This window comes from Janthinobacterium aestuarii (genome assembly GCF_051380835.1).
GTDB lineage: Bacteria > Pseudomonadota > Gammaproteobacteria > Burkholderiales > Burkholderiaceae_D > Janthinobacterium > Janthinobacterium aestuarii.
In genome coordinates this window covers 87,592-110,161 of the sequence record NZ_JBNYXU010000005.1, presented here as the reverse complement: position 1 = coordinate 110,161, position 22,570 = coordinate 87,592, and the positions used below count along the sequence as shown (strand labels likewise).

Annotated in this window: 20 protein-coding genes; 11 read left to right on the top strand and 9 right to left on the bottom strand. The window is 65.1% G+C overall.

Annotation, left to right across the window (positions count from 1 at the left end; translation table 11 throughout):
* The first annotated feature begins 64 nt into the window (after positions 1–64).
* From ACQ4WO_RS14930 to ACQ4WO_RS14915, 4 genes are read left to right on the top strand one after another with little or no spacing between them, the layout of a single operon-like run.
* Positions 65–421, top strand: a complete 357-nt coding sequence (locus ACQ4WO_RS14930; RefSeq protein WP_436482132.1) for a hypothetical protein — start codon at positions 65–67, stop codon at positions 419–421.
* A gap of 28 nt (positions 422–449) precedes the next feature.
* A complete protein-coding gene (locus ACQ4WO_RS14925) occupies positions 450–1,358 on the top strand; it encodes a manganese catalase family protein (RefSeq protein WP_436482131.1) in 909 nt (302 codons plus the stop codon).
* 57 nt (positions 1,359–1,415) lie between these two features.
* Positions 1,416–2,300, top strand: a complete 885-nt coding sequence (locus tag ACQ4WO_RS14920; RefSeq protein WP_436482363.1) for a ZIP family metal transporter — start codon at positions 1,416–1,418, stop codon at positions 2,298–2,300.
* 41 nt (positions 2,301–2,341) lie between these two features.
* Entirely contained in the window at positions 2,342–2,788 is a 447-nt protein-coding gene (locus ACQ4WO_RS14915) for an Imm44 family immunity protein (protein WP_436482130.1), read from the top strand.
* A 22-nt stretch (positions 2,789–2,810) separates the two neighbouring features.
* Here the strand turns inward: ACQ4WO_RS14915 and ACQ4WO_RS14910 are convergent, their stop codons facing one another.
* The 5 genes from ACQ4WO_RS14910 to ACQ4WO_RS14890 are packed head-to-tail and all read right to left on the bottom strand — an operon-like array spanning position 2,811 to position 9,533.
* The gene (locus tag ACQ4WO_RS14910; protein ID WP_436482129.1) at positions 2,811–3,386 is read right to left on the bottom strand and encodes a DUF1349 domain-containing protein; all 576 of its coding nucleotides are present in this window, start codon (positions 3,384–3,386) and stop codon (positions 2,811–2,813) included.
* A gap of 24 nt (positions 3,387–3,410) precedes the next feature.
* A complete protein-coding gene (locus tag ACQ4WO_RS14905) occupies positions 3,411–4,799 on the bottom strand; it encodes an efflux transporter outer membrane subunit (RefSeq protein WP_436482128.1) in 1,389 nt (462 codons plus the stop codon).
* The gene (locus ACQ4WO_RS14900; protein ID WP_436482127.1) at positions 4,796–7,888 is read right to left on the bottom strand and encodes a MexW/MexI family multidrug efflux RND transporter permease subunit; all 3,093 of its coding nucleotides are present in this window, start codon (positions 7,886–7,888) and stop codon (positions 4,796–4,798) included. The genes ACQ4WO_RS14905 and ACQ4WO_RS14900 overlap by 4 nt, the downstream gene beginning before the upstream one ends.
* Before the next feature lie 15 nt (positions 7,889–7,903).
* The gene (locus ACQ4WO_RS14895; protein ID WP_436482126.1) at positions 7,904–9,004 is read right to left on the bottom strand and encodes an efflux RND transporter periplasmic adaptor subunit; all 1,101 of its coding nucleotides are present in this window, start codon (positions 9,002–9,004) and stop codon (positions 7,904–7,906) included.
* Between the two features lie 46 nt (positions 9,005–9,050).
* A complete protein-coding gene (locus tag ACQ4WO_RS14890; RefSeq protein ID WP_436482125.1) occupies positions 9,051–9,533 on the bottom strand; it encodes a DUF2165 family protein in 483 nt (160 codons plus the stop codon).
* A gap of 123 nt (positions 9,534–9,656) precedes the next feature.
* Between ACQ4WO_RS14890 and ACQ4WO_RS14885 the strand changes: the two genes are divergently transcribed.
* Complete coding sequence (locus ACQ4WO_RS14885; RefSeq protein WP_436482124.1) at positions 9,657–10,316, top strand: helix-turn-helix transcriptional regulator; 660 nt, start codon at positions 9,657–9,659, stop codon at positions 10,314–10,316.
* 50 nt (positions 10,317–10,366) lie between these two features.
* Here the strand turns inward: ACQ4WO_RS14885 and ACQ4WO_RS14880 are convergent, their stop codons facing one another.
* The gene (locus ACQ4WO_RS14880; protein ID WP_436482123.1) at positions 10,367–11,578 is read right to left on the bottom strand and encodes an MFS transporter; all 1,212 of its coding nucleotides are present in this window, start codon (positions 11,576–11,578) and stop codon (positions 10,367–10,369) included.
* 110 nt (positions 11,579–11,688) lie between these two features.
* On the opposite strand from ACQ4WO_RS14880, the gene ACQ4WO_RS14875 reads away from it, so the two are divergent.
* Entirely contained in the window at positions 11,689–12,588 is a 900-nt protein-coding gene (locus ACQ4WO_RS14875) for a LysR substrate-binding domain-containing protein (RefSeq protein ID WP_436482122.1), read from the top strand.
* Here the strand turns inward: ACQ4WO_RS14875 and ACQ4WO_RS14870 are convergent.
* Entirely contained in the window at positions 12,585–13,337 is a 753-nt protein-coding gene (locus tag ACQ4WO_RS14870; RefSeq protein ID WP_436482121.1) for an SDR family oxidoreductase, read from the bottom strand. The two genes, ACQ4WO_RS14875 and ACQ4WO_RS14870, sit on opposite strands and share 4 nt — an antisense overlap.
* A 117-nt stretch (positions 13,338–13,454) precedes the next feature.
* Entirely contained in the window at positions 13,455–14,486 is a 1,032-nt protein-coding gene (locus ACQ4WO_RS14865) for a methyltransferase domain-containing protein (protein WP_436482120.1), read from the bottom strand.
* Positions 14,487–14,617: 131 nt separating this feature from the next.
* Between ACQ4WO_RS14865 and ACQ4WO_RS14860 the strand changes: the two genes are divergently transcribed.
* Together ACQ4WO_RS14860 and ACQ4WO_RS14855 are read left to right on the top strand one after the other, a co-directional pair.
* The gene (locus tag ACQ4WO_RS14860; protein ID WP_436482119.1) at positions 14,618–15,505 is read left to right on the top strand and encodes a helix-turn-helix transcriptional regulator; all 888 of its coding nucleotides are present in this window, start codon (positions 14,618–14,620) and stop codon (positions 15,503–15,505) included.
* Positions 15,506–15,562: 57 nt separating this feature from the next.
* Positions 15,563–15,967 carry a VOC family protein gene (locus ACQ4WO_RS14855; RefSeq protein ID WP_436482362.1) on the top strand — a complete coding sequence of 135 codons (405 nt, stop codon included), beginning with the start codon at positions 15,563–15,565 and terminating at the stop codon, positions 15,965–15,967.
* Between the two features lie 130 nt (positions 15,968–16,097).
* On the opposite strand, the gene ACQ4WO_RS14850 is transcribed toward ACQ4WO_RS14855, so the two are convergent.
* Positions 16,098–18,968 carry an insulinase family protein gene (locus tag ACQ4WO_RS14850; RefSeq protein WP_436482118.1) on the bottom strand — a complete coding sequence of 957 codons (2,871 nt, stop codon included), beginning with the start codon at positions 18,966–18,968 and terminating at the stop codon, positions 16,098–16,100.
* Between the two features lie 283 nt (positions 18,969–19,251).
* Here ACQ4WO_RS14850 and ACQ4WO_RS14845 point away from each other — a divergent pair, with 283 nt between their 5' ends.
* From ACQ4WO_RS14845 to ACQ4WO_RS14835, 3 genes are read left to right on the top strand one after another with little or no spacing between them, the layout of a single operon-like run.
* Entirely contained in the window at positions 19,252–20,664 is a 1,413-nt protein-coding gene (locus ACQ4WO_RS14845; RefSeq protein WP_070303184.1) for a HAMP domain-containing sensor histidine kinase, read from the top strand.
* Positions 20,661–21,203 (top strand): hypothetical protein, encoded by a 543-nt coding sequence (locus tag ACQ4WO_RS14840; RefSeq protein ID WP_436482117.1) that lies wholly within the window; start codon positions 20,661–20,663, stop codon positions 21,201–21,203. The genes ACQ4WO_RS14845 and ACQ4WO_RS14840 overlap by 4 nt, the downstream gene beginning before the upstream one ends.
* Positions 21,200–22,567 (top strand): sigma 54-interacting transcriptional regulator, encoded by a 1,368-nt coding sequence (locus tag ACQ4WO_RS14835; RefSeq protein WP_070303182.1) that lies wholly within the window; start codon positions 21,200–21,202, stop codon positions 22,565–22,567. Before ACQ4WO_RS14840 ends, ACQ4WO_RS14835 begins: the two co-directional genes overlap by 4 nt.
* Positions 22,568–22,570 lie beyond the last annotated feature (3 nt).

The following is a 22,570-nucleotide window of genomic DNA, read 5'->3' as shown; positions in this document are numbered from 1 at the left end:
CCTATCTTGCCGGCAGCTGCGCGCCAGTAGCATGGAACTTCATCCACCAACCGAGGAGACGCGCATGCAGGACGAACACGGCAACACCCCGCAGCATCCCGCCGATCAGGGGCGCAACACGCGCATGGACAAGACCGACGCCGATAAGGCCAAGGGCGATGCGTATGCGAACCAGGGCGGCGGCAAGCTGGCCAGCGGCAATGCCAACAGCGGCCACTGGGCCAACGACGTCATCACGCCGCAGGGCGGGCCCGACCCGGTGGAGCAGGAAAACCTGCCCACCCTGACGCAGCCCGATGGCAATGCCCACGTCAAGGGCGCGGCGCAGCGGCCGCAAAGCGAAGCGGGCAAGCTGGCCGACGACCGGCCGGGCCGCAACGAGTCGAAGGACATCCACAGATCATTGAATCAGCACGAGTAGGCGGCGTGCTGCGAACGAGGAGAGCACCATGTTTGCACACAACAAGCGACTGCAATACACGGTCAGGGTGGAGCAGCCCAATCCCGGGCTGGCCAACCTGATGCTGGAACAATTTGGCGGCCCGCAGGGCGAACTGGCCGCCGCCTGCCGCTACTTCACGCAAGCCTTGTCGGAGGACGATCCGGGCCGCAAGGACATGCTGTTCGATATCGCCACGGAAGAACTGAGCCACCTGGAAGTGATCGGCAACATCGTCGTCATGCTCAACAAGGGCGCCAAGGGGCGGCTGGCCGAGGGCGTCGACCAGGCGGCGGAGCTGTACCGCAACATCACGGGCGCGGGCAACGACAGCCACGTGACCCAGGTGCTGTACGGCGGCGGCGCGCCGCTGGTCAACTCGGCCGGCGTGCCGTGGTCGGCCGCCTACATCGACACCATCGGCGAACCGACGGCCGACCTGCGCTCGAATATCGCCGCCGAGGCGCGCGCCAAGATCGTCTACGAGCGCCTGATCAACCTGACGGACGACCCGGGCGTGAAGGAAGCGCTGGGTTTCCTGATGACGCGCGAAGTGGCGCACCAGAAGTCGTTTGAAAAAGCCCTGTATTCGATCGAGCCCAATTTCCCGCCCGGCAAGCTGCCGGGCGACCCGCAATATGCGGACGTGTATTTCAGTATGTCGCAGGGGCCGGGCGAGGAACGGGGACCGTGGAACCAGGGCGGCAAGTGGCAGTACATTTCCGACCCGCGCCAGCAGATGGCCGTCGATGGCGGCACGGGCGAGGCGGAAGTGACATTGCCGCAGGATGAACTGGCCACCGTGCAGCAGATGGCCGCGCGCACGGCATCGAATCCGGACGCCGACCCGCTGACGGGCGCCGAACTGGGCATGCGGCCGAACGGGCGCGATGGCGGCACCTCGTCCATGCCCTTGTAGCGCAGCTGGCCGGGCACCACCAGCGTGAACACGCCGCGCGCGCTGCAGGCCCTGGCCATGCACTGGTCCTGGCCCCATGCACTGGGTTTTGCCCTGTGCGGCGGTGGCGCGCTGTGGTTGCTGTACGCGCTGACGACCCAGCTGACGCTGCGCCATGCCCATCTGGCGCCGGCCCTGATCGGCGGCGCCATGGCGGCCGCCGCCACGGCGCTCGGTACCGTGCCCGTGCTGCTGTCGCACAAATTTTCGCAACGCAGCTACGACTGCTTCCTCGGCTTTGGCGCCGGCGTGATGCTGGCGGCCACCGCATTTTCTCTGGTGCTGCCGGCGCTGGCGGCGGCCAGGCAGCGCGTGGCAACGCCCATGGACGCCAGCCTGCTGGTGGCCTTTGCCATGGGACTGGGCATGCTGCTGATCGTGGCGCTCAACCTGGTCGTGCGCGAACGCGTGCAGCACGGCGCGCTGGCCGACGTGGCAGAAATGGCGGCCCATGCCAGCAGCCTGAAAAGGGTGTGGATTTTTGTGTTTGCCGTCACCTTGCACAACCTGCCCGAGGGACTGGCGATTGGCGTCGGCTATGCGGGCATCGACCTGGACAAGGCTAATGCGCTGGCCGCCGGCATCGCCATCCAGGATGTGCCCGAAGGCCTGGTCGTGGCGCTGGCGCTGCGCAGCGTGGGCTACGGCCGGCGTCTGTCGGTGGCCATGGGCGCCGCCTCCGGCTTGGTTGAACCCGTGGCGGCGCTGGCGGGTCTGGCCCTGATCGGCCTCTCCTCCGCCCTGCTGCCATGGGGCCTGGCGGCGGCCGCCGGCGCCATGCTGTTCGTCATCGTGCACGACGCCATTCCCGAGGCGCAGCGCAGCGGCAATGGCGGCTTTGCCAGCGCCGCGCTGGTGTTCGGTTTTCTCGTGATGATGGTGCTCGATACGGCCTTGAGCTGATGGCACTGTGCGTGCGCTGTTGCAAGGACGATGTGCGTATCATGCGTTTCTTGCATTCGGAGAAAACAAAGATGCGCATAGGCACGACATCGGACTCGCCAAGCTGGACCAAGGTCTTTGACATTGGTCATGAACTGCGGCAGCTTGGTCCCTTGATGGAAGAAAAATATCCTGATCTCGACTGGGAATTGTTTGTGTGCCTGCGCTGCGTGCCAAAAGACTTGCAGAGAAAAACCTTTTGTCGCTACTACGCCAGCGACAACATGTTCGGCCTCGATATCGCCATGGACGAGGAAGACTTCGTGCCGGTGAAAAAAAACACGCCGGCACAACGCAAATTGATCGGCGCCGCTTTCTTCACTTTTTTGCAGCCAGCATTCAAAAAATACGAGAAAAAACTCCCGGGACTCCAGCCGGTTTCAGCACAACTGGTCGCCGACGTGCGGCAATGGTGCGTCGAGAATCAGTGGCTCGATTCCGCCGCCTGATCCACCATGCACGCACGGCCAGTCAACTGAGGTCATGCAGGTCCTTGCCCTGTGCCGGGCCCACCGTAAAATGCGAAAACGCGACTTCGAGCCCCGCGCGTTCCGGGGTGCAGCACATGGGGCCGACCAGGTAGCGCGATGCCACGGGAAACGGCGCCAGGCGCAGCAGCGGCCACAGCTTGCCATCCATCGAATACTGCACGCGGATGGCGCCCTGCTCCACCGTCACGCGCAGCCAGAAACCGTCCGGCATGGCGGGCGCCAGGCTGACGGCCCAATCGGATGTATCGACCGTCAGCACGGTGCTCAATAAGAGCTGGCCGTCGGAAAATTCGACGCCGCACTTGATCCAGTTTTCCGCATCGATGCGCACCATCAGGCCCGCCTGGTCGTACAGCGCTGCGTACTGCGCCGACACATGCAGCTGCGCCGTGAAATCTCCATCGATGCCGGTGCCGAAAAAGTGGCCGCTGTCGCGGATAAAACCATATGAGGTCTTGCGCCAGAAATCCGTGTTGGCGTCCGTTGTCACGCGCAATTGCGCGCCATCGGCGGACCAGTTTTCCGGTGCATTGAGCCAGCTGCCTTGCGTGAACATCGTCTCTCCTTTTGATCGAAAATACTACATAGTTTGCCCCCATCCCAGTGCCTTGTACAGGGCAATCGCATCGATGTAGGACGCCGTTTCCGCCAGCAGCGCTTCGCGCCGGATATCGTACAAGGCGCGCTGGTTTTCCAGCACGGCCTGGTAGCTGCCGGAACCGCCCTGATAGCGCGTGCTGGCGATGCCGAGGGCCGCGTTGCCATGGCGCGCCGACTGCAGCAGGGACGCCAGTCGCGTCTGGTTTTCCGCTAGTTGCGTGACGGCGTTTTCCACGTCTTCCTGCGCCAATAACATCGTCTGCTCATAGCGCGCCAGCGCGCCCTGCGCTTCGGCCTGCGTGCCGCGCAAGCGCGCCTTGACGCTGCCCAGGCGGAAGGTCGGATAGCTGACGGATGGCGCCACCTCGAAGGCGCGCGCGCCGCCGTCGAACACGCCGCTGCCGCGCAGTGCAAAAAAGCCCAGGAAACCGCCCAGGCTCAGGCGCGGATACAGGTCTGCCGTGGCGGCACCCACGTCTTCGCTGGAGGCGGCCAGCAGGCGTTCGGCGCGCACCACGTCGGGACGCTGCTTGATCAGGCGGTTCACGTCGCCGAGCGGCAGCTGGCCCGCCAGCGGCGCCTGTTGCCGGGGCTTGGTGGCCAGCGCGATGGCGCCCGGGGTTTGACCGCTCAAGACATCGAGCCGGTACTGCGCCTGGCGCAAGCCCGCCTGCAACGGCGGCAGCATCGCTTCGCTGCGCGCCAGGTTGGCCAGCGCGTTATGGCGCTCTTCCGGCAAGCCGCTGCCGGCGCGGAGGCGCGCGTCGGTCAATGCCACCGTATCGCGCCAGCTGTGCACCTGCGCCTGCGTCAGCGCCAGGTTTTGCTGGTAACCCAGCGCCTCGTAGTAATTGCGCGCCACTTCGGCGGCGATCGTCAGCTGCACCTGCCGCAAGTCCGCTTGCGCCGCGTCGGCGCGCGCCTGCGCCGAGCGGCTCATGTGCGCGAGGCGGCCGAACAGGTCGATCTCCCATTGCGCGTCGAACCCCACGCGCGTGCTGGCGCTGGCGGCGCGGCTGTCTGGCGTGTCTTGCCGCACCTGGCGCTGCCATCCCGCCTGGCCCGTGACGGTGGGCAGTTCATCGAGCCGGCGCTCGTCGAAGATGGCGCGCGCGGCCAGCAGATTCGCCTGCGCCTGGGCGATATCGAGGTTGTGTTCGAGCGCGCCGGCGATCAGCCGCGACAGGCGCGCATCGTCGAAAAACGTCCACCAGGCGGCATCGCTGACGGCGCCCGCGCCGGGTGCGAATTGCGCTTGCTGTGGACTGGCCAAATGGATGTCGGGCGTGCCCGGCGTGACATAGGCGGGGCTGACGGTGCAGCCGGTTAGCACGGGGAAGAGGGCGACAAGATAGCGGTAATGTTTCATGGGGATTCCTTCAGCGCCTGCGACAAATCGCGTGCGCGCGGCGTGGCATGGTCGGCCGTGTGGCGGCGCGCCAAAAAGGTGTAGACGGTAGGCAGCACGAACAGGGTAAAGAAGGTGCCGATCAACATGCCCGAGACGATCACCACACCGAGGCCGAAGCGGCTGTTGGCGCCCGCGCCCGAGGCGAACAGCAGCGGCACCAGGCCCACCACCATGGCCGCCGTCGTCATCAGGATCGGGCGCAGACGGATTTGCGCCGCCTTGCGGATGGCCGTGATGCGGTCGAGCCGTTCATGCACCTGCAATTCGTTGGCAAATTCCACCATCAGGATGCCGTGTTTGCTGATCAAGCCGATCAAGGTCACGAGACCGATCTGCGTGTAGATGTTGACGGTGGCGTAGCCCAGGGCCAGCGGAATCAGCGCGCCGCAAATCGACAGCGGCACCGTGATCAAAATGATCAACGGGTCCGTCAGGCTTTCATACTGCGCCGCGAGCACCAGGTAAATCACGACGACGGCCGCCAAAAAGGCCAGCAGCAGGGCATTGCCTTCCGTGGCGAACTGGCGCGCGTCCGACTGCCAGTCGTAGCTGAAGCCCGGCGGCAGGGTCTTGGCCACGCCATCGAGGAAGGCGACGGCGTCACCGAGGGTCACGCCGGGCGCCGGCACGCCCTGGAAGGTGGCCGCATTTTGCTGGTTAAACTGGGTCAGCATGTTCGGCTCGATCTGTTCCGTCACCGAGACAACAGCGGACAGGGGCAGCAGGCTGCCATCGTCGGCGCGCACGTATTGCTGCGTCAGGGCTTGTGCCGTCAAGCGCTGCTCGCGCGGGCTTTGCGCGATGACGTCATAGGCGCGGCCATCCATGCCGAAACGGTTCAGATAATTTTCGCCCACCAGCACGGCCAGCGATTCGCCGATATCCTGCATGCGGATGCCCAGGCTGTTCGCCTTGGAGCGGTCCACGCGCACTTTGACCACCGGGTTGTTGTAATCGAGGTCGCTGTCGACGACGGCAAACAGGCCGCTTGTGCGCGCACGCTGCTTGACGTCTTCCATGGTGCGAAACAGGGTGGCGTAATCCTGCGCGCTGCGCAAGACCATCTGCACGGGCAAGCCACCGCTCGATCCCGGCAAGGGCGCCAGTTGGAAGGCGAAGATGCTCGTGCCTTCCACGTCGCCCACGGCGTGCTGCAATTCGGCCTGGATGACGGCCGCATTGCGCGCACGTTCGGCCCACGGCGTCAGGTTGATGCCGCCGATGCTCGATGCCGGACCTTCGCCGCCGTTGATGATCCAGCGCGAGTCCGTTTCCGGGATATTTTTGTAGATGGCATCGAGCTTGTACGAGAAGCGCTCGACGTAATCGAGGTTGGCGTGCTGCGGCGCCTTGATCGCCGTCAGCACGCTGGCCTGGTCTTCCGCCGGCGCCAGTTCGCGCTGCGGCAGCAGGTATAAAAACGGCAAACTGACCATCACCAGCGCGGCGAAACCGGCACTGAGCCAGCGGTGGTGCAGCGAGCGGTCCAGCAGGCGCGCATAGCGGCTGGTCAAGCCTTCGAAGAAATGCTCGGCGGCGCGTGCCATGCGCCCTTCCGATTGTTTGGGCTGCAGCAGCAAGGAGCTCATCACGGGCGACAAGGTCAAGGCCACCACGCCTGACACCACCACGGCGCCGGCCAGCGTGAGCGCGAATTCCTTGAACAGCGCACCCGTGAGTCCCCCCATCATGCCGATCGGTGCATACACGGCGGCCAGGGTGATCGTCATGGCGATCACGGGGCCGGCCACTTCGCGCGCGCCGACGAGGGCGGCCGCCACGGGCGTCTTGCCTTCCTCGATATGCCTATGCACGTTTTCCACCACGACGATGGCGTCATCGACCACCAAACCCACGGCCAGCACCATCGCCAGCAGGGTGAGCAGATTGATGCTGAAGCCGAAGGCCAGCATCAGCGCGGCCGCGCCCAGCATCGATAACGGGATCGTCACGACGGGAATCAGCACTGAGCGCAAGGAGCCCATGCACAGGTAGATGACGATGACGACGATCAGCAGCGCTTCGAGCAGGGTATGCGCCACCTCGTCGATGGACGACTGGATGAAGCGCGCCGTCTCGAACGCCAGTTCGACTTTCACGCCCGGCGGCAGGGTTTTCTGGATTTCGGGCAGCAGCTTCTTGATGCCGTCGACGATCACCAATGGGTTGCCGCCCGGGGTGGGCGACAGGCCCAGGTACACGGCCGGCACGCCGTCCATGATGCCGCTCGTCTCCGTGGCGGCCGCGCCCAATTCCACCGTGCCCACGTCTTTCAGACGCACGAGCGACGCGCTGTCATCGCCGCCCTTGCGAATGACCATGTCGCGGAACTCCGACACGCTGGTCAGATCCGTGTTGACGCTGATGTTCGAGACGACGAACTGTCCTTTGACTTTGCCGGGCGCCGCCTGGTAGTTATTGCGCCGCACGGCATCGGCCACGTCGGCCGCCGTCAAGCCCCGTGCCGCCAGTTTCGCCGGGTCGATCCACAGGCGCATGGCCAGCTGCTGGCCGCCATACACGTCGACCTTTGCCACGCCGTCGATGGTGGCGAACATCGGCTGCACGACGCGCGCCAGGTAATCCGTCAGCGCGGGCGCGGACACGCTCTCGCTGGCAAAGCCGACATAGGCGACGGCCGAGGAATCGCCGGCCGAGCGCTCGATGACGGGGTCGAAAGCGCCTTCGGGCAGCTTGTAGCGCACCTGGTTGACCTTGGCCATCACTTCCGTCAACGCCTGTGTGGAGTCGCGGTTCAGTTCCATGCGCACGGTGACCGTGCTGCTGCCCTGCACCGACGACGACGTCAGGTAATCGATGCCCTCCACCGACGATACGGCTTGCGCGATCGGCTGCGTGACAAAACCCTGCATCAGTTCCGCCGAAGCGCCCGGATACGTGGTTTTCACGGTGATGGTCGACGATTCGAGCATCGGATACTGGCGGATCGGCAGCTGCAGGATGGCGACCACGCCGAGCATCAGTATCAATGTGCTGATCACCAGCGCCAGCACGGGGCGGCGCACGAATAAATCGGTAAATTTCATGGTGATGTCTTTCCTTTACGAGCCGGCCTTGGGCGCGGCGCGCTTGGCCTCGTCCAGGGTGTTGGCCACGGCTTGCACGGCCATGCCGTCGGCCAGTTTCAGCTGGCCCGAAGCGACCACGCGCTGGCCCTCGCGCAAGCCGTCGAGGATGGCGACCCGGCCCCCTGCCCGTTCGCCCAGTTTCACGCCCACGCGCTTGACGGTGAGCGGCTGCTTGCCCTCCTGCTGCGCGACGAAGACCGTGTCGCCATACGCGCTGTAGGTCACGGCCGTTTCCGGCACCGTCAGTTGTTGTCCTGCTTCACGCGCCACGCGCACGTTCGCATACATCCCGGCTTTTAGCGCGCCGCGCGGATTGACGAGCGCCGCCTGCACCTGCACCATGCGCGAGCGGGCGATCAGCGGGTCGATGGCGTTGATCTTCGCCGTGAAGATGTCATCGGGATAGGCATCCACCAGCACTTGTACGGCCTGTCCCGGCGCCAGTTTCGCGCTGCTCTGCTCATCGAGCGCGAAGTTCACCATCAGCGACTGCGTGTCGATCAGGCTGGCCACCGTGTCGGCCGCGTTCAGGTACTGGCCCGCGTGCACCTTGCGGATGCCCAGCTGCCCGGCGAACGGCGCGCGGATGGTCTTTTGCGCGATCAGCGCTTCCGTCTGGCGCACGTCGCCCAGGGCCGCATCGCGCGCGGCCAGCGCACTATCGAGCTGCTCCTGCGTGGCCGCCTTTTCCTTCACCATCTGCGCGGTGCGCGCATGGCTGCTTTCCGCGTTTTTCAGCTGCGCGCGCTGGCGCAGCAGGGCCGCTTGTTCTTGGGCGTCATTGAGCTGTACCAGCACGGCGCCGGCCGCCACGCTTTGTCCCGATGCGAAGCGGATCTGCGTGATGCGCCCGCCCGTCTCGGCCGCCACCTGCACCTGGCGCGCCGCTTCCAGTTCGCCTACGCCAGCGAAGTAGCGCTCCTGCGTGCCCAGCACGACGGGCACCAGCGCCACCTTGGTGGCGGGGGAGGCGGCGGCATCGGCCGCATGCGAGTCGGCACGCGGATAGAGGGCGGCACCGGCGACGGCCAGTGTGATGGCCAGCGCGCAGGCGCCGACGAGTTTCGTATTCATGATGAAGTCCTTTACAACTGGGAAGAAGAGGCGCAGCGAAGGCTGATCAGGTCCGCTGCGCGTTGAAAAGAAAGAACAGGCCGAGGGTCCACAGCAGCAGCACCAGATGCGTCGTCTGCAAGCCTTCCTGCGCGATCCAGTAGCCGAACCACAGGCCGCCCAGGTGCATCAGCAGCAAAAAGGCGGCCATGGCGCACAAGGCCAGGTTCAGCCAGGGCAGCGCCTGCGTCAGCGAGGCGCCGAAGAACAGCGCCACGCCCGTCCAGGCGGCGATGGCGGCCAGCAGTTGCAAGGTCAGCACCACGCCCAGCGACAGCCGGTGCAAGGTCAAGGACGTGAGCGCACGGCGCAGCAGCGGCGTCTGGATGGTCGGGTCCTGGCGCAGCGGGTCCATGCGCATGGTGTTGCCGATGGCCCAGACGGAGCCGTGGAAGGCGTGCAGGTTGTTGATGGCGGCCAGGGTCAGCCAGATGGCCAGGCCGGTAGCGAGGATGGCGTGAAACAGCCAGATCGAGTGCTGCAGCTGCATGGGATTCCCGTCCAAAGAGTGTCTTGCCGGCACGCGGACGTGGAAACTCCTCGACAGTGGGGAGCTACCGGCCTATTATGCAAGCAATTAGTTGGTTAACTGGCCCCATGATAGTTGAGCGAAATGAATTACACAAGTAAACGTTTGGATAATAGCGAGGCGCCGCAAACGACGGAGCGCATCCTGTATTTCATCAAGACCAAGGGACCCGTCTCCACGGCGATCCTGGCCAAGACCCTGGACATGACAGGCGAGGCGGCGCGCCAGCAAGTGCAAAAGCTGGTGGCGGCGGGTCTCATTGAAGGACGGCAGGAAGCGCAGGCGGGTGCCGGCCGGCCGCGCCAGAACTGGGTCTTGACGGAAGCGGGCAATGCGCGCTTTCCCGACACGCATGCGCAGCTGACGATCAAGCTGATCGGCTCGGTGCGCCAGCTGTTCGGCGAAGCGGGTCTGGATAAACTCATCACGCAGCGCGAAGAGGAAAGCCGCGGTGCGTATGCACAGGCGTGCTCGGCGCCGGACTTGCCCACGCGGCTGCAGCAGCTGGCGGCCGTGCGCGACGAAGAGGGTTATATGGCGCGCGTGGAAGCGGACGGCGCCGACTGGCTGCTGATCGAAGACCACTGCCCCATCTGTGCCGCCGCGCGCACCTGCCAGGGCTTTTGCCGCTCCGAATTGCGGCTGTTCCAGGAAGTGGTGGGGCCGAACGCCAGCATCGTGCGCGAGCAGCACGTGCTGGCCAATGCCATGCGCTGCGTGTATCGGATCCGGGCGCTGCCCTAAGCTTTCGGAAACAGCGGGCGGGCCAGCAGCGCCACCAGCCCTGCCAGCCATCACACGACGGACCAGTTGCTGGCCGCCAGCAAATGCGGGATGGCAATCGGCGTGAGGAACAAGCCCACGTAGACGGCCGTGTTTGCCATGCCCAGCGCCGTGCCCGCGTTGGCGCCGCCCGCTTCCGTGGCCAGCTCCGTGTAGGCCACGCCATGCCAGGCGGACACGGCGATGCCGGCCAGCACCACGGCGGCCATCAACAGCCAGCCCGGCGCCTCCAGCCAGGCGATGCATCCCAGCAAAATGAAGGAAGCCAGCGCCACCAGGGCCGCGCCGCGCAGGAAAGCGGGCCGGTTCGCGTGGCGGTCCGTGTGGCGTCCGCTCCAGATGCGCATCACCATGGCGCCCACCTGCAGGGCCACCATCACGGCCGTGATTCCCGCCAGGCCCAGGTGGCCGTCATCGTGCAGGAACACGGTGGCAAAGCTGAGCACGGCAAACTGTGGCACGCACAGCAAGCCGATGGCGGCCACCATGCGCCAGACCTTGCGGTTTTTCAGGGGCGATGTTGCCTGGTCTTTCATCAGGCCCGTGGGCGCGTTGTGCGGCCCCGTGGCGGCCTCGGCGGAGAAATCGGGCTCATGCATCCAGCGCCACGTAAAAAACGCCGACAGGCCGCATGCGAGGGCCAGGGCGCCAAACACTGGCATGAAGCCATAGCGTGAAGCCAGGCTGGGCAGGACGAGGGCGCCGAGGCCACCGCCGAACGGCACGGCCGTCTGGCGGATGCTCATGGCGAAACCCCGTTCGCCGGGGCCGAACCAGCGCATCACGGCGCGGCCGCTGGCGCCATTCACGCTGCCGCCCAGCACGCCGACCAGGGCCAGCCCGGACGCCAGCGCCCACAGAGGCGGCACGGCGCCGTCAGCCGGCGTGATCCACAGCAGCAAAGTCAACAGCGCCAGCATGGTGCCCAGCAAGCCGGTCAGCAGCACGGGGCGGTCGCCCCAGCGGTCGGTGGCCATGCCCCACGGCAGTTCGGTCAGGGCCACGCCCAGACCCATGGCGCCCAGCGCCACCCCCAGTTCCGTATTGCTCAGGTGATAGCCGCTGCGCAGCCAGATGGCCGTGGTCGGCATGCCGTTGGCGGCGGCGGAAAAGGTGGCATTGGCCGCCACGCCGACGGCCAGTACTTTCCAGCGGTGGGCGTCGCCCAGCGCGGGCGTGGTGGCGGGGACAGGAACAGGAACAGCTTGGCAATTGGTGCTCATGGCAGGGACAGGAAAGTGGTTGACCCTGACAGTGTTGCGCAGTACGATCGTTCTGAATATCAGATAATTTAATATGAACCATCCCATAAAACAGGACGATTGTGTGCGCCATGAGCTTGCTGAATTTCGACATCGCCTTTCTGCGCAGCTATGTGGCTGGCATCGAGCTGGGCAGCTTTGCCCGCGCGGCGGACAAGGTGGGGCGTTCCACCTCGGCCGTCAGCGCGCAGCTGAAAAAACTCGAGGAGCAGGCGGGGATGCCCCTGTTCCGCAAGGATGGGCGGGGGCTGGCGCTGACGCCGGCCGGCGAAGTCCTGCTCGGCTATGCGCGCCGCCTGCTGGAACTCAACGACGAGGCGGCCGTCGCCTTGCGCGGCGCGGAACTGGAGGGGTGGATCAGGCTGGGCTTGCAGGAGGATTTTGGCGAAGCCTTGCTGCCCGACGTGCTGGGACGTTTTGCCCGCGCGCATCCGAAAGTGCGCATCGAGGCGCACGTGGCGCGCAACACGGCCTTGATGGAAGGGCTGGCCATGGGCCAGCTCGACCTGGCCCTGCTGTGGGGCGGCGCCTGCATCGCCGACGTGGCCGAGTATCCGCAGCAGCAGCGCCAGCATATTGCCGAACCGGCCATGCGCTGGATCGCCTCGTCCAGCCTGGCCTGGCAGCCCGAATCGGGCGAGCCGTTGCCGCTCATTGCGTTTGACCGCGAATGCCTGTTCCAGCGCTGCGCCACGCAGGCACTGGACCGGGCCGGCATCGCCTGGCGCACGGCGTTTACCAGCCCCAGCCTGGCCGGCCTGTGGGCGGCGGCCGCAGCGGGGCTGGGCGTGACGGTGCGCACGGGCCTGGGCTTGCCCTCAACCGTGCGCGCGCTCGATCACGTGGCGGCGGGCTTGCCCGCCCTGCCCCCGCTGTCGCTGGAACTGCTGCGTGCGTCCAGCGTGTCCAGGCCGCCCGTCGAGCGGCTGGCGGACCTGATCATCGAGTCGCTGCAGCAAGATGCGGCTTAGAACGCCTGCGCCGTCGGGCGCAGCACGATTTCATTGATGCTCACGTCGTCCGGCTGCTCGATCGCATACGCGATGGCGCGCGCCACGGCATCGGCGGGAATGGCAATCTCGTAGAACTCCTTGACGGCCTTGGCGCTCTCGGCGTGACTGCTTCCCTCGCTCAATGGCGTGTCTACGGCGCCCGGCGCAATGACGGTGGTGCGGATGGTGCCGCCGCTGGCCGCCAGCTCATGGCGCAAGCCTTCCGAAATGGCGCTGACGGCAAACTTGGTGCCGCTGTAGACGGTGCCGCCCGGGCTGAAGACTTTTTGTCCTGCCACCGACGAGATATTGATGAAATGCCCGCTGTTTTGCGCCTGGAAATGCGGCAGGACGGCGGCGATGCCGTTCAACACGCCCTTGATGTTGATATCGATCATGTTGTTCCACTCGTCGACTTGCAAGGCACTCATCGGTGCGATGGCCATCAGCCCCGCATTGTTGATCAGCACGTCGACCTTGCCGAACACGGCCAGGGCCGTGTCGATCAGATTCTTGACGTCGGCAGGCACCGTGACGTCGGTCTGGGCGATGGCGGCCTGACCACCGGCCGCCGTGATTTCCTCGGCGATGGTATTGAGCAAATCCATGCGCCGTGCACCGAGCACGACGCTGGCACCCAGTGCGGCCAGATGGCGCGCCGTGGCTTCTCCCAGGCCGCTGCTGGCGCCAGTGATGACAACGACTTTCCCTGCGATATGTAGACTCATGATGGATTCCCTGTGGAGGCAGCAGAGTGCTGCGGATGACATCGATCAATGCTGGCACAGCTTAGCGCATTTGTATCCCTTTTTGCTATAAAAAAGATAATTACTAAATGGTAATTGTTAGGCACGAGCAATCAGCACTTGCACGGGCGCCATGGGAAAATCGCTGGCGCCGTATTGCTCCACTTGCTTCCAGCCCGTGTCGCGCAGCAGCTGCGCCAATTCACCGTGCCGTGTCACCGTGCGCCCCAGCATGCGCATCGGCAAGTAATACGGCAGCACGCGCGCCGCATCGCTAGGCGCCGGAGCGATTTCCGCCTGTACGCAGACGAGTACGCCACCGGGTTTTAACGCCGCCTGCATCTTGCGCAAGGCGCCCGCCATGTCGGGCACGAAATGCAGCACGGACGAGCACCAGACCAGGTCGTAGCCGCTGCCGATATCGTCGCCGCCCAGATCGCCGCCCACCGTTTCCAGCCGGTCGGATAGTTGCGCATGGGCGATGTTGGCGGCCGCCACGGCCACCGTTTCCGGCCAGTCGAAAACGCAGCCGTGCAAGCCCGCATGGGCTTGCGCCAGCGCAATGGCAACCCAGCCCGGCCCGCCGCCCACATCGAGCAGGCGCAAGGGCGTGTTGCCGTCCGCAAACGGGGCGATGCGCTGCATCACGGACAGGGCCGCGCGCATGGTGACGGCGCGTTGTTCCTGGCCAATTTGCTGCTGCGCGGCAGCGGCCCAATTGATGCCATTGGCCGTGCTGTACGGCGCCGCCTTGCCGCCGTCGCGCACCAGCGTACTGAGCTGCGTCGCAAAGTGGCGCAGCGCATGCAGCCGGTACAGCCAGGCGTCGCCGCAAAAGGCCACGGAGTTGCGGCAGAAATACTGCAAGGTGCTTGCCGTGCAGCGGTAGCGCTGGGCATCTGCGTCGGCCCCGTCGCGTTCCAGCAGCTGCATGCTCCAGAGCAGTTCCAGCAGCAGGGCCGTGTGCGGCGCATGCAGCGACAGGGTGTCGGCCAGTTGCGCCGGCGTGTGCGGCGTGGCCAGCACATCGAAAATGCCCAGTTCCAGGGCGGCGGCCAGTGCGTCCGCCTGCACGGGCGCGACGGCCAGGTCCCAGTACGGTTGCAAAGTGTGTTGCGACGTGAACGGCATGGTGCTTCCTTTCGGCGAGATGGGCATGGAAGCTATTTTATGTAACAATGAGAATAATTATCATTTGCATTTGTATGCGGCACGGCGCATTTCGTATGCGCGACGGTGCGCAAGGATCGGGAGGAGCGATGATGGAACAGAACAGGGAAGCGGCAGGTTGGACGCGGCGCCAGCTGGACCCGGGGATGGGCGAGTGTCGCGCCGACCAGCGCCAGGTCGACCAGGGCTTGCTGCTCGTGCATTCCGATTACCGCCCGCGGCTGGCGCTCGTCGAGCAATCGAAGCATGAGGACGCGGGCGGCATGGTGATCACCATCGGCCTGGAAGGCGCGTCTGGCTACGTTACGCGCGATGGCGAACAATTGCGTTTCCGGGGCGGCCATACGACGGTGACGGCGTTTCGCCACACGAGCGGCGAGCGCCGTTTTGAGGCGAATCAGCGGGCGGCGCAATTGCGCGTGCTGGTGGGTGAAGAAGCGCTGGCCCGCTACTGGCCGGAAGGTTTGGCGTCCCTGCTGCCCGACGGCGGCGCGCGCCAGCTGGCGCATGCGGCCACGACGGCTGCCTCCGCCCTGCACGCCCGCTCGCTGCTGCGCGCGACGGACCCGCTGGCCGTGCATATCGGCGTGCTCAGCCTGCTGGCGGAACAGCTGCGGGCACTGCGGCCGGTACCCTCTCCCGTGCCGCGCTGGTCCGAGACCGATATCGCCAGATTGGAACGCGTGCACGCGCTGATGCAGGAACAGATGGCGCAGGAACTGACGCTCGATTACCTGTGCGCGCAAGCGGGACTGAGCTTGTTCAAGCTCAAGCAGGGATGGCGCTACCGCTATAACGACAGCCCGCAGCGCACCCTGCTCGCGCTGCGCATGCAGCGGGCAAAATTACTGCTGGAAAATGGTTGCCAGGTGGCGCAGGCGGGCTGGCAAACCGGCTATCGCCACCCGGCCAATTTCAGCGCCGCGTTCAGCCGCTATTTCGGCTACGCGCCGAAGACCGTGGCGCGCGCGAAGGGCTGAATAGCCGGTGTAGAATCGGCGGGCAGCACATACTCATACGACCCACAAGGAGACATGATGGCCCGCAAAATCTTTGTCAATCTGCCCGTCCAGTCGCTGGAACGTTCCGTCGCTTTTTTCACGGCGCTGGGCTTCAGTTTCAATGCCCATTTCACGGATGAAACGGCGACGTGCATGATCGTTGCCGACGACATTTTCGTCATGCTGTTGACGCACGACAAATTCAAGCAATTTACGCCCAAGCAGCTGTGCGACACCAAGGTCGCGACGGAAGTGCTCGTGTGTTTGTCGGCAGAGAGCCGCGGCGAAGTCGATGAGCTGGTGGCGAAGGCCGTCCAGGCGGGCGGCAGCATCTACAAGGAGCCGATGGATTTCGGCTTCATGTATGGACATAGTTTTCAGGATCCGGATGGGCACCAGTGGGAGCTGATGTTCATGGAACCGAGCGCCGTACCTGGCTGATACGTGGCGGTGTCGGATGACGCGCTTGCGCGCTAATCCGACCTACTGGCTACCCGATCTGCCGCAGCTGTAGCGTAGGTCGGATTGGCGGCGGCACGCCGCGTAATCCGACGTGATCCGCCTGCCCAGCCTAAGAAGCCAGCGCCAGCAAATCGACCACTTCCAGCCCGGCCAGGTCTTGCGTCGTATTGCCCGCAAACGCGGCGCGGCTCGGCTGGCCGTTTTTCAGCCAGGTGCGCGTGACGGCCTTGATCCGCTCCAGGGTGCAGTTCAGCACGCCGGTGCGGAACTGCTGGCGCACGGCTTCCGTCGTGCCACGCTGCTGCATGTTCCACGCCGTCAGCGCTTCCGCGTACGGCGAATGCGGCTTGTCGAGGCCCTTGATGACGCAGATGATGGCTTCTTCCACTTGTTCCTGCGAGAAATCGCCGTCGAGGATCTGATCGAGGGTCGTATCGAAGTCGGCGAACGTGCCGGCCAGGCGCGGGTCGCGGTAGGAACTCAATGTAAAGGTGCCGGCGCCGGCCGCATAGCTGGCGCTGCCGCCATACGCGCCGCCTTTTTCGCGCAGGGCCGTATGCAGCACCTGGTTGGTCATCAGTTCGGCGGCCACGGCCAGGGCGGAAGCGTCCGGATTGTGCACGCCCGGCACGGCCCAGGAAACGAAGCAATGGTTGATCTGGCTCGTCGCATACAGGGCCGTGTTGGCCAGCGGCAAAGCGGCAGGTGCGACGGTTTCTGCGGGGGCGGCCGCATCTGTGCTGGCTGCCGGCAATTCCAGCAAACGGGCCAGGGTGATGCCATCCTGCTCCAGGCCGGCGCACAGCACGGTCGGTTGCTGGGCGATGATGTGCGCGTGCAGGGTGTCGAGTTCACGCGCGATTTCCTGCAAGCCTGCCGATGTCTTGCTCAGCTGCTGCAAACGGCGGTAGAACGGCAAGGCTGCCGGGCCGCCGACGATGTCGTCGAAGCGGCGCGTGGGCGACAGGGGCGCTGCCGAGGCCAGCATGGCGTAGCGGTTGCCGGACTCGGCCAGGCTGGAGAGTTTGTCTTGCACCAGGCTTTCGATCAGGAAAGCCAGGCGCTCTTCTTCATCGAAGCGGGGCTTGGCGATCCAGGCCGACAGCACGGCAGCGATCGCCGCGTGTTCTTCGCGCAAGCCGCTGGCCGAGAACGACAGTTCCACGCGCATCGCTTGTTGCGGACGGGGAATGGCTTCCAGGCCGATGTGGAACGAGGGCACCATGCTCTGGCGCCAGGCGCTGGCGTCGTCGAACGACATGTCGCCCACGCCCAGTTCCGGCGCCAGGTCCGTGTACAAACGCAGCCATGGCCACGACGCTTCCGGCAGGCTTGACACGTCGTACAGCACGTTGGCATAGCTGATGCCGTTCGAGGCGATACTGAACGCCACGGCGCCGTCGACGGCGGCTGGAATTGGCAAGGCCGGACGCGGCAAGGCGCTGACGTCGCCAGGGCGGATGCGCGGCAAGACTTCGGAATTCGATGGCAGTTGCTGATGCGCTTCCAGCGCGGCGGACTCGGCCACGATGTGCTCGCGTTCGGCATCCGTCAGCTTCGCTTGCAGTGCCGCCAGCTTGGCGTCTTCCTGGGCGGCGCGGGCCGTGAAGTAGGCGCTGTCGGGCACCACGTGCGTCGTCAAGCGGGTCGGGTTGGCAATCAGCTCGCGTACCAGTTGCTTGAAGAAGGCCGGGTCTTCGATCTGCTGTTCCAGCGTTTCCAGGATGGCCGCATTGTCGAAGGCGTCCATCACGTCGCCGCCATACATGGCCAGCGGCAAGGCGTGCAGCAAGCGGCCCAGGCCGTAAGGCATGCGGCCGCTGCTGATTTCGCGCTGGCTGTACTTGATGTCGCGCAAGGCCGCGTGCAGCACGGCGGCAGGAATGCCCTCTTCCGCCGTCTCTTCCAGTGCCGTCCAGATGCGCTGATGCGCATCGGCGATCTGTTCTTTGGTTAAACCTTCCATGCCGATGTGGAACACCATCTGGCGGATGCCCGCGTCGCGGCCATTCATGTCCGATGGACGGCCGTAGCCGGCCGATTCCATGGCGCGCATGACGGGCGCCGACGATTCGCCGAGCAAGCCGTGCGACAGCAGATGCGCATGGTAATAGGCGATGGGGTCGCTCGACTCGCCCATCAGCCAGGCGAATTGCAGGCCGAACTCATCGTCGCGCGCTTCCTGCGACGGAATTTTGACGATGTTTTCCTGCGGCGCCGTCCACGCGGGCGCCAGCTGCGGCAGGCGGCGTTCGGAGAAACCGCTGAGCTTGGACAACACGCGCTCGGCGACTTGCTCCTGCACGGCCGACGCTTCGATATTGCCGGCGGTCATGATCACGGCTTGCGAAGGGTGATAGTGGCTGGCGTGGAATGCTTTCAGCATGTCATGCGTCAGCTCGGGGATGTCGAGCGGATCGCCGCCCGATTCCACTTCATACGTCGTGCCCTTGAGCAAGGCGCTGGCGATGCCGCTGTCGAGCGCGCGCATGGGGCTGTTGAAAGCGCCCTTCATTTCATTGAAGACGATGCCTTGATACACGAGCTTGTCGCCTTCGAACGCATGGCGCCAGCCTTCCTGGCGGAAGTTCAGGTAATCGAGGTTCGGGAAGAAGGCTGCGTCCAGATAGACGTCGAGCAAGTTGAAGAAATCCTTACGGTCGGTGCTGGCGAACGGGTACACGGTGCGATCCGCATAGGTCATCGCATTCATGAACGTGGCCGTCGAACGGCGCAGCATCGAGAAAAACGGGTCGCGCACCGGGTAGCGCGACGAGCCGCACAAGGCCAGGTGTTCGAGAATGTGGGCGCGTCCGTCGCTCACTTCCGGCACAGTGGGAAAGGCCACCAGGAACACCATCTCAGCCTGCTCGGTATGCATGTGGATATGGCGCATGCCCGTTGCTGGCTCGACATATTGCTCGATGGTTGCCTGCAAGACTGGAATGAAGTTGCTGCTGACTTTTTCAAATGTGCTCATGCGGTATGGGATCTCTGCGGTAGGTGATTCGGATAGTTGGTGGGGCTGCATCACATGTGGGGGCAAAGTGGCGCAATGCCAGGGCTGGGGGCCACTTTGATGCCTGTATGAAGTTTTTCCCTATTGTACTAGGAGTATCTGCGCGCCGCCGCCGACGCTTGCTTGTCGGGCACAAAAGCAACAAGGTTGTCAAATAGACTATTTTTGACAGCTGGCGCCCCGCGATGGAGGCTTAGCGTACCATGCGCCTTTTACTCTTCAGACTGAACCGAAGGCGCCTACCTTGTCCCGACTTTCCTTTCGCCAACTGTTATTTGCCGCCTTCATTTTGACGACGGGCATTTTGACGGCCACCTCCGTGCAAGCCTTGCTGACCCTCGAACACCTGGCGCGGCTGGGGCGCGAAACGGCGGCGCAGGCGATTGCCCTGACGGAACAGTCGCAGCGCCTGTCCGAGCGCACGCTGGCCATGGAGCGCAGCGCGCGCCAATTCCTCGTGCTGGACGACCCCGTGTTCCGCGAGCGCTTCGCGGCGGCCCGCGACGAAGCGACGGCGGCGCTGCAAGTGCTGAACCGTGCCACGCCCGAGTTCGCTCCCCAGCTGGCCGACGAATGGACGGTGCAGGCGCAATCGGCTTGGGAAGTTTTACAGGCAGGCAAGCGCCGCAAGCGCGATGGCCACGCCGTCGTGTACCGCGCGTTTGCCCGCATGACGCAGATCAATGACAGCCTGGCGCGCGAAAGCAAGACGGAAATCGGCAGCCGCAACGACGCCCTGCTGGCCGAGCTGGAACGCCAGCGCCGCCTGCTGGGCGTGCTGGTCGGCGGCGCCGTGCTGCTGGCGGCCGTGCTGGCCACCTGCTTCGGCTTCCTGCTGTCGCGTCCGCTGCGCCGCATCGAGACGGCCATCGAGCGCCTCGGTGACAAGCGCTACGACCAGCCCATCGTCGTCGGCGGACCGGCCGACACGCGCCGCCTGGGCCAGCAGCTGGACTGGCTGCGCCAGCGCCTGGCCGACCTCGATGCCGACAAGGAACGTTTTCTGCGCCATATTTCGCATGAACTGAAGACCCCGCTGGCGGCCCTGCGCGAAGGCGTGGCCTTGCTGGAAGACGAGGTGGCAGGCAAGCTCAGCGATAGCCAGCGCGAAATCGCCGGCATCCTGCAGCAAAACACGGCGTCCCTGCAAACCCAGATCGAGGACTTGCTGCGCTACAATACCGCCGCTTTTGACGCCCAGCACTTGGCGCACAGCAAGGTCGATTTGCTGGTCTTGCTGCAAGATGTGGTGGCCGGGCAGCGCCTGCAATGGCTGGCGCGCCGGTTGACGGTCGAAGTGCAGGGTGTATCCCTGATCGTGCAGGCCGACCGCGACAAGCTGGCGACGGCCCTGGCGAATTTGCTGTCGAATGCCGTGCGTTTCAGCCCGGAAGGCGGCACCGTGCGGTTTGCCCTGTCTTGCGCAGGCGGCCGCGTGCGCATCGACTGCATCGACGAGGGCGCCGGCGTGGCGCCCGAAGATGCCGCGCGTATTTTTGAACCGTTTTACCAGGGAGTGCGCCAGGCGGCCGGCGCGCGTAACGGCAATGGCATCGGCCTGTCCATCGTGCGCGAATATATCGCCGCCCACGATGGCAGCGTCACTCTTTTACCGCGCCCCGCCGGCGCGCATTTTCGGATAGAACTGCCCTTATGATGACGAGAATTTCCCTGGCCGCCATGGCCGCCTGCGCATTGCTGTTGGGCGCTTGCGCCGCCAAGCCCCCCATCCAGACGCCCGTGCTCGTGCAAACGCCGCCGCGCGTCGTGGTAGTGGCCGATCCCCAGCTGGCGGAACTGCTCGCGTATCAAAGCGCCTTGCGCCTGATGACGCCGTCGGAACTGGTAAAAGCGCAGCTGGACCTGGCGAAAGCCGACCATGCGCCGCATAACACGATACGCCGCGCCATGCTGCAAGCGGCTTTGCGCGGGCCCGGCGACCTGGCCCGCGCGCAAGCCTCGCTGGAACCGCTGGCCACGGCCACGGGCAAGGATGCGCAACTGCTGGCGCCGCTGGCGCAATTGCTGGGCAGCCAGTATGCGGAACTGCGCCGCCAGGAAGAGAGCATCGACAAGCTCAACACGCAGTTGCGCGACGCCCAGCGCCGCATCGACCAGCTCAATGAAAAACTCGAAGCGTTAAAGAATATCGAGCGCAGCCTGTCCGTGCGCCCTGCCGCGGGAGCGCCGAAATGAGCGAGCATGCCCACATCTTATTGGTCGACGACGATCCCGACCTGCTGCGCCTGCTGACCATCCGCCTGAAGGCGGGCAACTACCGGGTCACGGCCGTGGGCAGTGCGGAAGCGGCGCTGGCGCGCCTGGCCGTGGAATTGCCGGCCCTGGTCATTACCGACGTGCAACTGCCGGGCCGCGACGGCCTGGCCCTGTTCGATGAAATCCGCCGCCAGCATTCGGCCCTGCCCGTCATCCTGCTGACGGCCCACGGCACCATTCCCGACGCCGTCGACGCGACGGCGCGCGGCGCGTTTGCGTATCTGACGAAACCGTTCGACGGCAAGCTGCTGATGGAAAAAGTGGCATACGCCATCAACTTGTCCACCGTCATGCCGGCGCAAGCGTCCGGCGACGAGAGCTGGCGTGCCGAGCTGATCAGCCGCAGTTCACAGATGGCCGAGCTGCTGGCCGAAGCCAAGCTGGTGGCCGGATCCGACGCCAGCATTTTGATACGCGGCCCCAGCGGCACGGGCAAGGAATTGCTGGCGCGCGCCTTGCACAACGCCAGCCGCCGCGCCAAGGCGCCGTTTATCGCGGTCAACTGTGGCGCCATTCCCGAGCAGCTGCTGGAATCGGAATTGTTCGGCCACGTGAAGGGATCGTTTACGGGCGCCGTCGGCAACCGCGAAGGCTTGTTCCAGGCGGCCGATGGTGGCACCCTGTTTTTGGATGAGATCGGCGACATGCCGCTGCCGCTGCAAGTCAAACTGCTGAGGGTGCTGCAGGAGCGGGCCGTGCGCCCCGTGGGTGCCGACCAGACGCGTCCGGTGGACGTGCGGCTCTTGTCGGCCACACACCGCGACCTCGACGTGGCGATGACCGAGGGGCAATTCCGCGAAGACCTGTATTACCGGCTCAACGTGGTGACCTTGACCTTGCCGCCTCTGGCCGAGCGACGCGAAGACATCGCCCTGCTGGCGAACCATTTCCTGCAGAAACTGGCGGCCAAGTACCAGAAACCGTTGAACGGCTTCGCGCCCGACGCCTTGACGGCCCTGGTGGCGGCGCCATGGCCCGGCAACGTGCGCCAGCTGGTCAATGTCGTCGAGCAAGTGTGCGCGCTGGCCACGGCGCCGCTGGTGCCCTTGTCCCTGGTGCAGCGTGCGCTGCGCGTGCCGTCGCTGGAAGCGCTCAGCTATAACGAAGCCAAGCAGCGCTTCGAGCGCGACTACCTGATTCAGCTGCTGCGCCTGACGGACGGCAACGTGGCCGACGCGGCCCGCCTGGCCGACCGTAACCGCACGGAGTTCTACCGCTTATTGCAGAAATACGAGCTGACGCCGGCCCTGTTCCGGGCCGATGGCGACCCTGTCGCTGAATAGCGA